14 protein-coding genes are annotated in these 15,451 nt (G+C 64.7%); 4 read left to right on the forward strand and 10 right to left on the reverse strand.

What is annotated here, in order from left to right; all coding sequences use genetic code 11:
* The first annotated feature begins 61 nt into the window (after positions 1–61).
* The 3 genes from ACW9UR_RS08810 to ACW9UR_RS08820 are packed head-to-tail and all read left to right on the forward strand — an operon-like array spanning position 62 to position 2,377.
* Positions 62–1,039 (forward strand): ABC transporter substrate-binding protein, encoded by a 978-nt coding sequence (locus tag ACW9UR_RS08810; RefSeq protein WP_458916594.1) that lies wholly within the window; start codon positions 62–64, stop codon positions 1,037–1,039.
* Between the two features lie 40 nt (positions 1,040–1,079).
* On the forward strand, positions 1,080–1,787 hold the full coding sequence (locus ACW9UR_RS08815) for an ABC transporter permease (protein ID WP_458917167.1): 708 nt from the start codon (positions 1,080–1,082) through the stop codon (positions 1,785–1,787).
* A complete protein-coding gene (locus ACW9UR_RS08820; protein ID WP_458916595.1) occupies positions 1,784–2,377 on the forward strand; it encodes an ABC transporter ATP-binding protein in 594 nt (197 codons plus the stop codon). The genes ACW9UR_RS08815 and ACW9UR_RS08820 overlap by 4 nt, the downstream gene beginning before the upstream one ends.
* On the opposite strand, the gene ACW9UR_RS08825 is transcribed toward ACW9UR_RS08820, so the two are convergent.
* From ACW9UR_RS08825 to ACW9UR_RS08845, 5 genes are all read right to left on the reverse strand, one after another.
* Positions 2,374–3,165, reverse strand: a complete 792-nt coding sequence (locus ACW9UR_RS08825) for an ABC transporter permease (protein WP_458916596.1) — start codon at positions 3,163–3,165, stop codon at positions 2,374–2,376. The two genes, ACW9UR_RS08820 and ACW9UR_RS08825, sit on opposite strands and share 4 nt — an antisense overlap.
* Positions 3,165–3,893, reverse strand: a complete 729-nt coding sequence (locus ACW9UR_RS08830; RefSeq protein WP_458916597.1) for an ABC transporter ATP-binding protein — start codon at positions 3,891–3,893, stop codon at positions 3,165–3,167. Before ACW9UR_RS08830 ends, ACW9UR_RS08825 begins: the two co-directional genes overlap by 1 nt.
* A gap of 121 nt (positions 3,894–4,014) precedes the next feature.
* A complete protein-coding gene (locus ACW9UR_RS08835; RefSeq protein WP_458916598.1) occupies positions 4,015–6,216 on the reverse strand; it encodes a TRAP transporter permease in 2,202 nt (733 codons plus the stop codon).
* A gap of 114 nt (positions 6,217–6,330) precedes the next feature.
* A complete protein-coding gene (locus tag ACW9UR_RS08840; protein ID WP_458916599.1) occupies positions 6,331–7,305 on the reverse strand; it encodes a TAXI family TRAP transporter solute-binding subunit in 975 nt (324 codons plus the stop codon).
* Positions 7,306–7,425: 120 nt separating this feature from the next.
* Positions 7,426–8,340: a LysR family transcriptional regulator gene (locus tag ACW9UR_RS08845; RefSeq protein WP_458916600.1), complete on the reverse strand. Its 915-nt coding sequence runs from the start codon at positions 8,338–8,340 to the stop codon at positions 7,426–7,428.
* A 192-nt stretch (positions 8,341–8,532) separates the two neighbouring features.
* On the opposite strand from ACW9UR_RS08845, the gene ACW9UR_RS08850 reads away from it, so the two are divergent.
* Positions 8,533–9,606: a tartrate dehydrogenase gene (locus ACW9UR_RS08850; protein WP_458916601.1), complete on the forward strand. Its 1,074-nt coding sequence runs from the start codon at positions 8,533–8,535 to the stop codon at positions 9,604–9,606.
* A gap of 12 nt (positions 9,607–9,618) precedes the next feature.
* Here the strand turns inward: ACW9UR_RS08850 and ACW9UR_RS08855 are convergent, their stop codons facing one another.
* The 5 genes from ACW9UR_RS08855 to xsc all read right to left on the reverse strand — a co-directional run bounded on the left by ACW9UR_RS08855 (position 9,619) and on the right by xsc (position 15,426).
* Positions 9,619–10,260: a class I SAM-dependent methyltransferase gene (locus ACW9UR_RS08855; RefSeq protein ID WP_458916602.1), complete on the reverse strand. Its 642-nt coding sequence runs from the start codon at positions 10,258–10,260 to the stop codon at positions 9,619–9,621.
* A complete protein-coding gene (locus tag ACW9UR_RS08860; RefSeq protein ID WP_458916603.1) occupies positions 10,257–11,492 on the reverse strand; it encodes a BtaA family protein in 1,236 nt (411 codons plus the stop codon). The genes ACW9UR_RS08855 and ACW9UR_RS08860 overlap by 4 nt, the downstream gene beginning before the upstream one ends.
* 22 nt (positions 11,493–11,514) lie before the next feature.
* The gene (locus tag ACW9UR_RS08865) at positions 11,515–12,309 is read right to left on the reverse strand and encodes a UDP-2,3-diacylglucosamine diphosphatase (RefSeq protein ID WP_458916604.1); all 795 of its coding nucleotides are present in this window, start codon (positions 12,307–12,309) and stop codon (positions 11,515–11,517) included.
* A 261-nt stretch (positions 12,310–12,570) separates the two neighbouring features.
* Positions 12,571–13,641, reverse strand: a complete 1,071-nt coding sequence (locus tag ACW9UR_RS08870; protein WP_458916605.1) for an acetate/propionate family kinase — start codon at positions 13,639–13,641, stop codon at positions 12,571–12,573.
* Between the two features lie 15 nt (positions 13,642–13,656).
* Positions 13,657–15,426 (reverse strand): sulfoacetaldehyde acetyltransferase, encoded by a 1,770-nt coding sequence (xsc, locus tag ACW9UR_RS08875; protein WP_458916606.1) that lies wholly within the window; start codon positions 15,424–15,426, stop codon positions 13,657–13,659.
* Positions 15,427–15,451: the final 25 nt, after the last annotated feature.

Raw genomic sequence — 15,451 nt, forward strand, 5'->3', positions numbered from 1 at the left:
CGCGCGCACCCAAGACGGGACGGTGCCGCGCAGATGGAAGACCCGCAAGGGGGAGGAAGGAATGACACCCAGCTGGATCCGCTGCCTGACCGCCGCACTGTTCTGCAGCCTGGCGCCGCTGGCGCAGGCAAAGGACCTGCCGGTTCTGAAGATCGCCGTGCTGGAGTTCGGCACCGTGAACTGGGAACTCGACACCATCGACAGATACGGGCTGGACGAGGCAAACGGGTTCGAGATGGAGGTCATGGGAGTCGCCGGCGGCCCGGCGGCGCAGGTGGCGTTCCAGGGCGATGCGGCGGACATCATCGTGACCGACTGGATCTGGGTTGCCCGCCAACGGGCGGCGGGAAAGGACTACGTCGTGCTGCCCTACTCCACCGCCGTCGGCGGTGTGATGGTGCCCGGAGACAGCTCGGCACAGTCGCTCGAGGATCTGCGGGGCACCGATATCGGAATTGCCGGCGGGCCGCTCGACAAGAGCTGGCTGATCCTGCGCGCCTATGCCCAGCAGACCCACGGCATGGACCTCGCCGCTGAAACCTCGCAAGTCTTCGGCGCACCGCCGCTAATCTTCAAGCAGGCGCTCGACGGAGAGATGGCCGGAGCGATCAACTTCTGGCATTTCATGGCAAAGATGAAGGCTGCCGGCATGCGTGAACTGATCTCGGTCACCGCCGCGGCCGAGGCACTCGGCCTCGATCCGGCAACGCCGCTTCTGGGCTATGTCTTCAAGGGTGAGATGCTGCGCGAGCAGCCCGACCTGGTGCGCGCCTTCGCGGAAGCCTCGCGGCAGGCCAAGGAGAGGCTCGCCAGGGACGATGTCGCCTGGGAGGAGCTGCGCGAGCGGATGCGCCCGGAAACCGATGCCGAGTTCGAAGCCCTGATCGAGGGCTTTCGCGCCGGTATCCCGACCTCCGCCAGCGTTTCGGACGAAGATGCAGCCGCCTTCTTCGCGCTGATGGCCGAGCTTGGCGGGCGCGATCTGGTGGGGGATGCGACCGAACTGCCCGAAGGGGTGTTTGTTGACCTTGAAGACTAGGCCCTCGCCGCTGCCGGTGGCGGCGCTTTCGGTCCTGGGGATGGTGGCGGCCTGGTCGCTGGCCGCGCTTGTGACCGCCGACGCCTCGGTCCTGCCCGCGCCTTGGCAGGTCGCACCGCTGATCTGGCGCGAATTGGTTTCGGGCGCCCTCCCCTATCACCTGGGGGCCACGCTCGCGCGCGTAGCGCTGGCCTTCGTCCTTGCCATGTCAATCGGCATCGCGCTCGGCCTCCTGATGGGCCGCAACGGACGCGCCGACCGCTGGCTGGACCCGTGGCTGATCGCCTTCCTGAACCTGCCCGCGCTCGTGACGATCGTACTCTGCTACCTCTGGATCGGCCTGACCGAGGCCGCCGCCGTCGCCGCTGTCGCCATCAACAAGATCCCCACTGTTGCCGTCACCATCCGCGAGGGCGCACGGGCTCTCGACCGGCAACTCGACGATATGGCCCGCGTCTTCGCGATGGACCCGATGACGCGCCTGCGCCATGTGGTGCTTCCGCAGCTGGCGCCTTACGTCGCCTCCTCGGGCCGAGCTGGGATCGCGCTCATCTGGAAGATCGTGCTGGTGGTCGAGTTCCTTGGCCGCAACAACGGCGTCGGCTTCCAGATTCACCTCTATTTCCAGCTCTTCGACGTCGGCATGGTGCTGGCCTACGCGCTCAGCTTCATCGCGGTGATGCTTCTGATCGAGGGCTTTGTCCTGCGCCCGTGGGAGAGCTGGGCGACACGGTGGCGCCGCGCATGATCTCGGTGGACATCAAGGAAAAAGCGTTCGCGGACACGACGATCCTGGGGACCGTCAGGTTCACGCTTGATCCCGGTGAGACGCTGGCCATCTCGGGTCCCTCGGGTATCGGGAAAACCACCCTGCTGCGGATCGTGGCGGGCCTCGACGGCGACTTCGACGGCGCGGTGCACGACGCGCGCTCCACAGCAATGGTGTTCCAGGAGCCCGTACTGCTGCCGTGGCGCTCGGCACTTAGGAACATCACCCTCGCCACGCGGATCAACGAGCGGGCCGCAACCGAGGCACTGGCCGAGGTCGGACTTGGCGCCTATGCCGACCGCTTTCCCGGCCAGCTCTCTCTTGGCCAACAGCGGCGGTTGTCACTGGCCCGCGCACTCTCGGCAAGCCCGGATCTGTTGCTGATGGACGAGCCCTTCGTCTCGCTCGATCCGGCACTGGCGGAAGAGATGCTGGCCCTGACCGATCGGCTATTGAAAGCGCGGCAGATGGCGACGATCCTCGTGACACACACCGAAAGCGAAGCGCGGCGACTTGCGACCCGCTTCGCGCGGCTGGAGGGGCAGCCCGCGCAACTGGTCGAGACCTAGATCCGCTTGCGGATCATCCCGCGGGCCGGATCGTAGCCCCAGACCGCGACCCCCAGCAGCAGTACCAGCGCCAGCAGCACCCAAGCCAGAGCAGACAGGCTGACTTGCTCGTGCAAGGCAAATCGGATCGCCTCGACCGCGTAGGTGAACGGGTTGGCCGAGCAGATCCGGTAGAGCAGTTCCGAACTCTCCCGCATCTTCCAGAGCGGATAGAGCGCCGAGGACAGGAAGAAGGCCGGAAAGATCACGAAGTTCATCACCCCTGCGAAATTCTCCAGCTTCCGCACCGTCGAAGATAGCGCCAGCCCCAGCGCGCCCAGCATCAGCCCGGTCAGCAGCAGCACCGGCAGCGCCAGAAGATAGCCCAATACCGGCAGCACGATCCCGAACAGCGCCGCCACGGCTAGGAACGCATAGACCTGCAACAGACCGACTGCCGTGCCTGCGATCAGCTTGCAGGTCAGCAGCCACCAGCGCGGCAGCGGGCTGGTAAGCAACAGCCGCATCGAACCCATCTCCCGGTCGTAGACCAGCGACAGCGAGGACTGCATGCCGTTGAACAGCTGCACCATCCCGCAGAGACCCGGCAGGATGTAGACCTCGTAGGTGATGTATGTCTCGTAGGGCGGGATGATCGACACGCCCAGCGCCGAGCGAAAGCCCGCCGCGAAAACCAGAAGCCAGATCAGCGGCCGTACCAGCGCCGAGACCAGCCGACCGCGCTGATGCGCAAAGCGCAGCGCCTCGCGCAGGACGATGGCCCGCAGCGCGATCAGCGCGGCCCGCATCAGGCCGCCGTCATCGACAGAAAGGCCGCGTCCAGCGGTTTCCCTGCCGCGATATCGGCGGCGATGCCCCGCGCCAGCACCCGCCCCTTGTGCAGCACGACCAGATCGTCCCCGGGCCGAACCTCGTCCACAAGGTGCGTCGCCCAGAGCGCACAAAGCGCCTCCACCTCGCACAGCATGTGGACGTGATCCACGATCCCCGACCGGCTGGCGGCGTCTAGCCCAACGGTCGGCTCATCCAGCAACAGCACGCTTGGTCCGTGGACCAGCGCACGGGCGATCTCGGCCCGGCGCCGATGTCCACCGTTCAGGTCGCGCGCTCGCTCCCCGGCGCGTTCGCGCATGTCCAGCAGATCGAGCGCCCGGTCGATTGCCCGCTCCATCGGTGCGCCGGAAAGCCCGTGCAGCGCCGCGAAGTAGCAAAGGTTGCGGTGCACTGTCAGATCAAGGTCCAGCGTGGCTTGCTGGAATACGACCCCGATCTGCGCCAATGCGCGCCTGGGCGTCGTGGAGAGATCCTCCCCCGCCACCACGATATGCCCCGATTGCGGCAGCAGAAGCCGCGTCATCAGTGCAAAGAGCGTGCTCTTCCCCGCGCCGTTCGGTCCGAGTAGCGCGCAGAATCGGCCCTCGGCCACATCGAACACGACGCCGTCCAGCGCGGCCCGTGGCCCATAAGAGTAGCCGACATCGACAACCTGCAAACACCCGCCAACGCCGGTCTTCATGCGCCCCCCGAACCTGCCGCCCCACATCCGGGCACGACGTCCGCTCAGTTTCCGGCGGAAGCGCGGGTTCCGCAAGCACCCAACTCGTGTTTGGCTCGCAGAACAGTTGGCCGTTGTGGCGTCAGTCCGCCCCGTGCGCGATGTTCTCGGCCTTGATCCCGCCCCGCTGGATCAGCACAAGGGCCGCGGCGATGGCCAGGCCGATGCCGTCCGTGAGCCAGCCTCCGGCGATCATGGTCAAACCGCCGACAGCCAGCGCCGCCCGCACAGCGATGTTGGCAGAACCGAAGAACCAGCCCTGCACCGATGCCGACAGCAGGTAGACACCGAAGATCGCGGTGATCGAGATGTGGACGATCTCGAACCACCCGCCGCTCAGCAGCATCGCCGGAGAGTAGAAGAACATGTACGGCACGACGAAGGCGGCCAGACCGATCTTGAAGCTCTCCACGCTGGTTCGGATCGGGTCCGACCCAGCCAGTGCCGAGCCTGCATAGGCTGCGAGCGCGACAGGCGGCGTGATCGCCGACATCACCGCGAAGTAGAAGATGAACAGGTGGGCGGTCAGCGGCGCGACGCCAAGGTTGATGACGCCCGGCGCGATCACGCTCGCCGCCACCGCATAGGCCGCCGTCGTTGGCATCCCCATGCCCAGGATGATCGACACGACCATCGCGAAGAACAGCGCGAGGAACTGGCTCTGGTCGGCGAGCGAGAGCAGCACAGTCGAGAAGCGCGAGCCAATCCCGGTCAGCGCAATGACACCGACGATGATCCCGGCCGTGGCGCAGACTGCCACCAGTTGCAGCACCATCCGCGCGCCGTTGTCGAGCGCCTGGAACAGCTGCCGCGGCCCCATCCGGTGCGGCGTCAGCCACGACACGACAGCCGCGGTGATCATTGCAAGCGTGCCGCAGCGGATCACCGAGTAGCCTGCGAAGAGCGCGTAGATCAGCACCACGATCGGCAGAAACAGGTAGATCTGCCTGATCAGCTTGGCGAGCTTCGGCAGCTCGTCCCGGGGCAGGCCCTGCATGTTGGCCTTCTTAGCGGCCAGATCGACCATGAAATAGACCGAGATGAAATACAGGACCGCCGGAATGATCGCGGCGTAGACGATCTCCATGTACGAGATCCCTGTGATCTCGGCCATGATGAAAGCACCCGCGCCCATGATCGGCGGCATGATCTGCCCACCGGTTGAGGCCGCGGCCTCGATCGCCGCCGAAGTCTGCTTCCGGTAACCGACTTTCTTCATCATCGGGATTGTCAGAGATCCGGTGGCAACCACGTTGCCCGCGCTGGTACCGTTGATCATGCCCATCAGCCCCGAGGCGAAGATCGCTACCTTGGCCGGACCGCCCCGCCGGTGCCCGGCAGCGGCAAAGGCTAGGTTCACGAAGTACTCGCCCACGCGCGTCGTTTGCAGGAAGGCCGCGAAGACCACGAAGAGGATGATATAGGTGGATGAGATCGCGATCGGTGCACCCAGCACCCCGTTGTCGGTGAAGATGTACGAGAAGAAGCGCTTCACGTCATAGCCGCGGTGCTCGAAGATCCCGGGCAGCCAGGGACCGGCGAAGGCATAGGCGACGAAGACACCGGCAATAATGACCAGCGCCAGGCCGGCAAGGCGGCGGGTCAGCTCGATGATCAGCAGCACGCCGGTGATGGCGGACCACATGTCTCCCGGCAGGGCCATCGGCATGCCCGCCCGCAATTGCAACTGCCGGGCGAAGAAGATGAGATAGGCGATGGCGGCCACGGCTGCGAGGCCCAGAAGCACATCTCCCGGTGCAAACTGTGCGCGTCCTCGATGCGGAAAAATCCAGCCGTGCACGATGGCCAGCACCGTCCCGGCCGTCAGCGGAATGCCGAAAGTCGACATCGCCCACTGCGGCGGCAGCGCCTCTCCCAGTACACGGCCATTGATCCAGATCGCGACGACCGCGAACAGCCCGTAGAGGATGCCGGCACCGGCGAGGAACAGCATCGCCTTCGACAACAAGCCTTCAGAGCCAGCCAAATCATCGTCTGCCGTGAACGGCTTTGAGCCGAACAGCAGAAACCCCAGTAACAACCCGCCCCCGACGTGGGTCAGTCGATAGGCCCAGGTCTCGAGCGGGTAGATATTCATCACAACCAGATGGAACACGGTGTAGGCGACGCAGAGCGTGGCGATCAGCGCGTTCCGGCGCCCCGTGAACAGCCGCTGATTTCCCGCGACCGGATCGGCATCGACATGCGCGCGGGCCAGTTCCTGCTCGAACGCCGACATGCCGTCGGGACCTGCCTGGGGGGTAGCGTTCTGCGAAGAGGTCATGGATCAGCGCCACTCGAAATCTGGATGGAAAGGCGACACGGGCGCGGTCGACACGTCGCCCGCCCGTGTCGGTTCGGCATCTTTTGGGCCGGGGTACGCGCCCCGGCGCCCGAACTACTCGATGGTCGGAACGTCGTAGCCGTTTTCCTCGAACCAGCGGGCAGCGCCCGGGTGGAACGGGATCACCTGGTTCTTGTCGACGAACTCGGGCAGCGTCTCGCGCGCCGCGGCATGGTTCGTCATCATGCGCTCGTGGTTTTCCATCGCCAGAGCGGTGATCGCGTAAGCCAGATCCTCGGGCATGTCCTGGTGCGCGATTGCGAAGTTCCACAGCGAGGTGGTCTCCAGCGGCTCGGGCTGGTCCTCGTAGGTGTTAGCGGGGATGGTGAAATCGGCCATCGCAGGCACGATCTCCTTCATCTTGCCTCGCGTTTCGTCATCCATCGACAGGAAGCGCACATCATTCTCGACAGCGAGCTGCGAATAGGCCCCTGTCGGCAAGCCTGCGGCATAGACGAAAGCGTCGATCAGCCCGTCCTTGAGCTGCCCTGCAGTGTCCGAGCCACCGGCGTTCGACACGGTCACGTCGTCATAGCCTTCAGCGTTCTCGAAGAACCGGGTCCAGTAGGTGGCCGAGGTGCCGCCCGCCGGGCCGACGCCGATGCGCTTGCCCTGCAGGTCCTGGAAGCTTTCGATGTCCGACGGGGCCAGCACCGCAGCCTGCAGCGGGGTCTGGTACATCGGGAAAAGTGCGCGAACATTCTCGTGCGGCGTGCCGGGCATCAGCGGGCTTTCGCCCTTGCGTGCCTCGTCCGCCGGGCCGAGGGTGACGAAGCCAAGCTGATGCTCGCCGGTCTCGACCAACGTGACGTTCTGGACCGGGCCGCCGGTGATCTCGACGCCGGCGTTGACGCCCAGCTCTTCGGTGATCATCGCCCCAAAGCCCGAGCCATAGCCGAAATAGGTCCCGCCCTGGCTGCCGGTGCCTATCGTGAGGCTCGCAGGCCAGTCGGGGTTTTGCGCAACGGCGGGCGCTGCCAGACTGCCGGCAACGGCCAGCGTCGCATAGAACGCGGTGGTGAACTTCATGATGCTTCCTCCCGTTGAATTATTGACCATCCGGATAGCTCCGGGATGTTGCCAAAACGGTAGGCGCGCCGGGCACTGCGCGGCAACTCGGCGTAGATTGTATAATATTGGTAAATAATATCAGGCGGTGGCCTCAATGGCCTCCAATCGGCCTTCGAGGCAAGCCATCAACGCGTCGCGCCGCGCATCGCGAGTCCCGCGCATCCACGCGGCGGCCAGCGCAAGCTTGTTCATCGCGATGCCCTCGCCAACCGCGATCGGTACGTAGCGTACGCCTGGAACGGCCAGCCGCGATGTCCAGCGCGGCACGATGGCAAGGCCAAGCCCGGTGCTGACGATATTGACGATCGTATGTTTTTCCTCGGCGATCTGCGCGACGCGGGCGATCAGCCCCGCCTCAAGAAACAATTTCATTGTCAGGTCATGGCTGTGCGGCCGCGACCTCCGGTCTGGCACGATCAAGGGCTCGTCCGCCAGCTCGGCGATCTCGACGCTCGCTCGCTGGGCAAGCCGGTGATCCTCGGGCATGGCGACGACCGCTGTCTCGTGGAAGAGCGACTGGAACACGACATCCGGCGGTCGCGATTCCGGTGGCCGCACGAAGGCGATGTCGAGACGCCCGGACCTGAGGCGCGGCAAGAGGCGGATGGTCTTCTGCTCGAAAAGGCTGACCTTGATGTCCGGATGCTCGGCCCGGAAGTAGTTCAAAAGTTGCGGCATCAGCCCCGCCGCCGCACTGTCGATTGCACCGACCCGCAGCATACTCTGGGTCTCGTTCTCCATAGCGTGCGCCGTCGCCTCGAGCTGATCTGCCCGCTTGAGGATGTCGCGCGCCAGTTCCAGCAACTGCTCGCCTTGCCCGGTCAGCGCGACATGCCGCGTGGTTCGCGCGACCAGTTCGACTCCAAGCGCATCTTCGAGGTTCCGCAAGTGCCGCCCAAGCGAGGCCGGCAGCATCCCCAGGTTCTGCGCCGCCTTGCCGAAATGCAGGGTCTCCGCCACCTCGCTGAAGCAGCGCAACTGGACGAGTTCCATGGGCGATTCCTTCAAATCAGGCGAAATACAATATGCAAACTTGCTCTGCGGAGCATATCGAGCGTACGGCGGACCAGCTAGAGATTATTCAAAATTATTATACTATAAGTGTGGCCTTGAGAGCGTGCGCCCGCGCGGCCTACGATCCGCACCGACCACAGAGACCAATGCGCCCGGGGAGAATGTACGCCCATGAAGACCTACAGGATTGCAGCCATACCGGCGGACGGCATCGGCCCCGAGGTCATCGCAGCCGGCCTGCAGGCTCTCGACGCGCTGGCGCGGCGCGACGGTGGTTTCCAGCTCGACGTGACCGAGTTCGACTGGGGATCGGATCGCTACAAGAAGACCGGCGCGCTGATGCCGGAGAACGGGCGTGATCAGATCAAGGATTTCGACGCGATCTTCTTCGGTGCGGTCGGTGCACCGGATGTGCCGGACCACGTCACCCTCTGGGGCCTGCGCCTGCCGATCTGCCAGGGCTTCGACCAGTACGCCAATGTGCGGCCGACCAAGATCCTGCCGGGAATCACCTCGCCGCTGGCAGGGGTCGGGCCGGGGGATCTCGACTGGGTCATCGTGCGCGAAAACTCCGAGGGCGAATATTCCGGCAACGGCGGGCGCACCCACCAGGGCATGCCCGAGGAAGTTGGCACCGAGGTTTCGATCTTCACCCGCACCGGCGTGACCCGGATCATGCGCTATGCGTTCGAGCTCGCCCGCGCCCGCCCTCGCAAGCTGCTGACGGTGGTGACAAAGTCCAACGCACAGCGTTTCGGCATGGTGATGTGGGACGAGATCGCCGCCGAGGTCGCGGAGGATTATCCCGACGTGACCTGGGACAAGATGCTGGTCGATGCGATGACCGTCCGCATGGTCAAGAACCCGCAGAGCCTAGATACGATCGTCGCCACTAACTTGCACGCCGACATTCTCAGCGACCTCGCCGGCGCGCTGGCCGGCAGCCTCGGCGTGGCCCCGACCGGAAACATAGATCCCGAACGACGCTACCCGTCCATGTTCGAACCGATCCACGGCTCGGCCTTCGACATTACCGGCAAGGGCATTGCAAACCCGGTCGCGACCTTCTGGACCGCCAGCCAGATGCTCGACCACCTCGGCGAGGCCGACGCCTCGGTCCGCCTGATGCGCGCGGTCGAGAAGGTCTGTTCCGAGGGCATACTCACCCCGGACGTGGGCGGCACCGCCACGACGCAGCAAGTGACTGATGCCGTCTGCGAGGCAATCCGGGGCGAGAATATCTGACCGGCCAGGCGCTTACGTCCGGCTGAGCCGGGCGATCTGGGCGTACCCCCGGTAAAGAGTGTCGTACTGAACCTCGGCACCTTGTTGCTCAGCAAGACGCCGGATTTCGGCGGCGAGTTCGGTCCTGGGAGTCACGTGGAACTGCTCCAGCCAGCGATAGAGAACGCGTTTGAACGATTTCGGCAGCCCTGCCTGGTCACCGAAATCGACAACGTGCAGGGTTCCACCCTCGGCAACTTGGCGGAGAGCCTCGGCCAGCGCCGCCTGCCAGTCAGGGATCATCGACAGGCTATAGCTGAGGAAGACGTGATCGAACCGGTCGCGCCCGAACATCGCCTGCGCGTCGAAATCGCAGGCGTTGCCCCGCGCCAGGGTCACGCGGTTGCCTAGCTTGGCGCGCGCCGTCGAGAGCATCTCGGACGAGATATCGAACCCGTAGAGCGAGCGGCCTGGAAACTTCCGGTCCACGATGTCGAGGTTGCGCCCGGTACCGCATGCGACTTCGAGGATATGTGCATCGGCAGCCGGGTCGATCTGATCGATCATCCGATCCCGGCCGAGCAGGTAGTATTTGCGCGTCGCGTCATAGATCCACCGCTGGTGGCGGTAGATCCCGTCCATCAGCGCGCCGTGAGCTTCGGTGCCGTCGCTCATGCGGCGGCCCCCTTGCGCCGATAGACGTGGAATCCGCCGTAGATCGCAGAGCGGTCGTTCCGCGTACCCTCGCGCGAGGCCTCGGCGTCGTAGTGCCACTGGCCCAGGATCTCGGGAAGAACGCGGCCGGGCAGGATGTCGTCGGTCCCGCCGGTACGGAAAATCACCCGCGCGCCCTCGGACGCGGTCCGCGTGATCTCTGTCCACAGAGCATTGAGTTGTCGATCCGACATCCAATCCTGTGCATCCAGCAGGACAAAGGCCTGCTTGCTGGCCCCATCGGCCTCGGCCAGCACATCGGTCAGGGATCGGTTCAGTACCGTGACCCGCGCCGCGTTCCGCTTCACGATCTCGAAATTGCGTGCCTCGAGATAGGGCGGTACCGGACCGCTCCCATCGGGGCAGTAGCCGCGCGCTGCAGCCTGCCAGGCGAAATAGTTCTCGCCCACGGGGAAGTCGCAAAACAGCTTCCGGGTACGCTCGCGCAGCACCGCAACGATGTCGCCATCAGCATCGGCGGCCAGTTTGTGATATTGCGCCGGCGGAATGCCCAACCCGAAAAGCGAGGCCCGACGGTGCGCCAGTGCCCGCACCAGGCGCGTCTCGTAGAGCGGCGCGATCTCGGCCTCGAAGAACGCCCTCTGCTCGTCGAGATTGCGCGACGCGAGAAAGGGCCGGAAATCGACCCGCCCAAGTTTGGCGACGAGGTGCGCCGCGCCGATGAACCGGCCAAGGGCCCCGTGCCGGTACAGCCCCTTGCGGAAGAAGCTCTTGGGCCGCCCGGTCGCCGTGCGCTTGTTCCAGTAGGCCAGCGTCTCGGCATCCAGATGCGGCGCCAGGTGTTCGTCGATCAGCGCGATGTTCGAGTCCAGGTCGGCACGCCCGAACAGGTCGTAGAACCGCTCGTGATCCGGCAGGTGGCGCGCCGCGGCCAGCTTCAACCGGATCAGCGCGACATGCGCGGGCGACAGGTCAACCGCAGTGATTGAGGCAGGGTCCGCACAGAGATACGACATCACGTTGCACCCGCCCGATGCGATGCAGACCGCATGATCCTGCGGGCCAAGTTGCAGCGCCTGCATGTCGACGACAGGATCCTCCCAGATCTGGGCATAGACGAGGCCCCGGAACATCTGTCCGAAGGCACGCTCCAGCATGCCGTCGCGCGTCGACGTGGCATTCTGGCTCACCGCCGCCTTGATCTGGCCGGCAACGATATCCGCTTGGGTCATTGGCAATCCTCGGGTGACAATATCAGGGCTCCGAAAGTTCGCGGCGCCGGCGAGCCTTGCTGCGAGCCCGCATCCGCTTGCGGCTCATCTCGGCTTCCCAGTCGATGAGCCGGAGCACGCCGTCATCGTCCTCGATGATCGCGGTGCAGCTTTCCACCCAGTCGCCGGTGTTGACGTAGGTAATCTCATCAATCTGGCGGATGTTCGCATGGTGGATGTGACCGCAGATCACGCCGTCGAATCCGCCGCGCCGAGCGTCGTCGGCCAGCACTTCCTCGTACTCGCCGATGAAATTGACGGCCTGCTTGACCTGCTGCTTGGCCCACTTGGACAACGACCAGTACTGCCCGCTCCAAAGCCGCCGAACCTGGTTGATGCGCGGATTGAGCCAGATAAGGAAGTTGTAGGCACGGTCACCCAATCGGGCGAGCCACTTGGCGTTCATCACGATGACGTCGTACTGGTCCCCGTGGGTCACCAGGAATTTCTTGCCGTCGCGTGCGGTGAACTCGGCATCGGCAACCACCTCGATCTCACCGAAATGGGTGCCGAGATAGCCGCGCATGATCTCGTCGTGGTTGCCCGGAATGTAGATGATCCGCGTGCCCAGTCGCGCCTTGTCGAGAAAGGCCTGCACCACGTCGTTGTGCGTCTCGGGCCAATGCCAGCCGCGGCGCAGCTTCCAACCATCGAAGATGTCGCCAATCAGGTAGATCGTCTCGGCATCGTGGCGCGACAGGAACCGGAGCAGAAGTTCGGCCTGGCACCCTCGCGTTCCAAGGTGAATGTCCGAGATGAAGATCGTTCGACAGCGCAAGTTGCGTCCCACCAGCGAATATTTTGCCTGAGTATTGGATTGCCGTCACAGATATATGACACTGCAAATCTTGTAGCCGAACCAGAGCCGGCTACCAAGTGTGCGATATGGCCTGTCTCATCCCCAAGTCTGGCGGCAAAGGCGCTCGGTTCTAATGTGACGCCAATTGGACGGGCCTAGCCTGCCGCTGCGATTTCTAAACAATCCGCTGGCCCAGGCGCAAACCACATGCCGCCCAAACTCCCCCACCTGCTGGAGCCGTTAGTGTGCCAGACGAAGCACCCTCGCGACGTCGCGGGCGATCTGGCGCTCTTCGCGTGCCGGAACGACGTGCACCGGCACGTTGCCGAGGAACTGCAGGCGCTCGATGATGCCGTTGCGGACAGTGGCGGCGTTCTCGCCGATGCCTCCGGTGAAGGCTAGGGCGTCGAGGCCGCCCATGGCCACAACCATTGATCCCGCGTGGCGCGCAGCCCAGTAGCAGAAATGCTCGACGGCGAAGCGCGCGGCGTCATCCGTTCGGTCCAGAAGCGTGGCCATATCGTTGCTTCCTGCCAATGCGAGGAGACCGCTTTCGTTGTTCAGCAACACTTCGGCCCGCTCCGCCCCAAGCTCGCGGGCAAGGCGCAGGGCAACGGATGGATCGAGCGAGCCGCTGCGAGTGCCCATCGTTAAGCCATCGAGCGGCGAGTAGCCCATGGTGGTCGCGACGCTCTGGCCGTTCTTTATCGCGCAGAGGCTGGCGCCGTTGCCAAGATGCAGCGCCAGCAGCCGATCCGGCAGGTCGGGGCGCAGGGCCTCGACGAGGGCGGCGTAGCTGATCCCGTGGAACCCGTACCGACGCAGACCTTTCGCATCAAATTCCGCCGGAATCGCGTAGCGACGGGTGACTTCGGGGTTGGTGGCGTGAAACGCCGTGTCGAATACACCGACTTGCGGCAGGGCGGGCGCGATGCCGCTCAGCGCGCGGATCGCGAGCAGGGCTCTGGGATTGTGAAGCGGGGCTAGCGGGGCCGCCGCCTCGATCGCCGCGTCCACATCCGGAGTGATCCGCGCGGGAGCCGTCAGCGTCTGGCCGCCGTGCACCACCCTGTGGCCGACGCCCGCGAGGTCCTTCAGCATGATGCCTCCCGTTTCGAGCGCCGCGAGGACCACCGACAGCGCCGTCGCGTGGTCGGGCATCGGCACGGAACGGGCACGACCCGCAAGCGTCAGCCTGCCCGAAGCGCCGATATCCGACGCCTCGCCGCGCAGCCGCTCGTCGAGTGCCGGGTCGAAAAGCGCGAACTTGATCGAGGACGACCCGGTATTGACGACGAGGATGTGACTCATGTCCCGCTCTCAGCGCTACCTGCGCATGTCGGCCGGGTCGATCCCTGCCACCTCGACCGGCTTCTTCATGGCGTCACGGCGGAACGGCTCGCCCAGTTCCTGATTGATCATCGCCTCGATCAGAGTGGTCTTGCCGTGCTTCATCTGATCCTCGATTGCGGTGTTAAGCGCGGCTGTCAGGTCGTCCATCGTGCGCGCCTGAACGCCCTGCAGGCCGCAGGCTCGGGCAATCCCGGCGTAGGAGACCTGCTCGTCAAGCTCAGTGCCGACGAAGTTGTCGTCGTACCAAAGTGTCGAATTGCGCTTCTCCGCCCCCCATTGGTAATTGCGGAACACGACCATGGTGATTGCTGGCCATTCCTTGCGGCCAATGGCCGTGAGCTCGGTCACCGCGATGCCGAAGGCGCCATCCCCGGCGAAGCCGACAACCGGCACATCCGGGCAGCCGATCTTCGCGCCTATGATCGAGGGGAGCCCATAGCCGCACGGCCCGAAAAGACCGGGGGCCAGATATTTGCGCCCCTCGTCGAAATCCGGGTAGGCGTTGCCGATCGCACAGTTGTTGCCGATGTCGGATGAGATGATCGCATTGCGCGGCAGCGCCGACTGGATCGCACGCCACGCCATGCGCGGGCTCATCCAGTCGGGCTTCGCAGAGCGGGCGCGCTCATTCCAGGTCGTGCCGGGATCGTCATCTTCGTGATCCATGGAGGCGAGCTGCTGCGCCCATTTGGACTTGGTTTCCCCAATGCGGGCCTTGCGCTCCGCCCGCGCGTCGTCCCCGGCGGTTTCGGAGAGATCGCCCAGAATGCCGCGCGCCACCTTGGCAGCGTCGCCCACGATGCCGACACTGATCTTCTTGGTCAGGCCGATCCGGTCTGGATTGATGTCCACCTGTATGATGGTCGCATCAATAGGCCAGTACTCCATCCCGTAACCGGGTAGCGTGGAGAATGGGTTCAGACGGGTGCCCAGCGCGAGCACCACGTCCGCGTCCTTGATCAACTCCATCGCGGCCTTCGAACCGTTGTAGCCGAGCGGCCCCGCGAACAGCGGGTGCGACCCGGGGAAGGCATCGTTGTGCTGGTAGCCGACGCAGACAGGCGCATCCAGCCGCTCCGCCAGCGCCATGGACGCCGCGATACCACCATCGGACAGAACCACCCCTGCTCCATTGAGGATAACCGGGTTCTTCGCTTGGGAAAGCAGCGCGGCGGCCCGCGCGATGGAGTTCTCGCCGCCGGGCGAACGCTCGAACTCGATCGGCTCGGGAACGTCCACATCGATGACCTGCGTCCACATGTCCCGCGGGATGTTGATCTGGGCGGGACCGCTGAGCCGCTTGGCCTGGGCGATCACCCGCGTCAGGACCTCTGCCACACGGGAAGGGTCGCGCACTTCCTCCTGGTAGGCCACCATGTCTTGGAACAGCGCCATCTGCTCGACTTCCTGGAAGCCGCCCTGGCCGATCGTCTTGTTGGCTGCCTGCGGCGTGACCAGAAGAACCGGGGTATGGTTCCAGTACGCAGTCTTCACGGCGGTCACGAAGTTGGTGATGCCGGGGCCGTTCTGCGCGATCATCATCGACACCTTCCCGGTGGTGCGGCTGTAGCCGTCGGCCATCATGCCGCCCGATCCCTCGTGCGCGCAGTCCCAGAAAGTGATCCCGGCCTTCGGGAAAAGATCCGAAATCGGCATGAACGCCGAGCCGATGATACCGAAAGCGTGTTCGATCCCGTGCCGCTGAAGTACCTTAACGAAGGCCTCTTCGGTCGTCATTTTCATCGGCGTCTCTCCTGGTTTTCGTTGT

The sequence above is a fragment of the Halovulum sp. GXIMD14794 genome, from assembly GCF_054457455.1.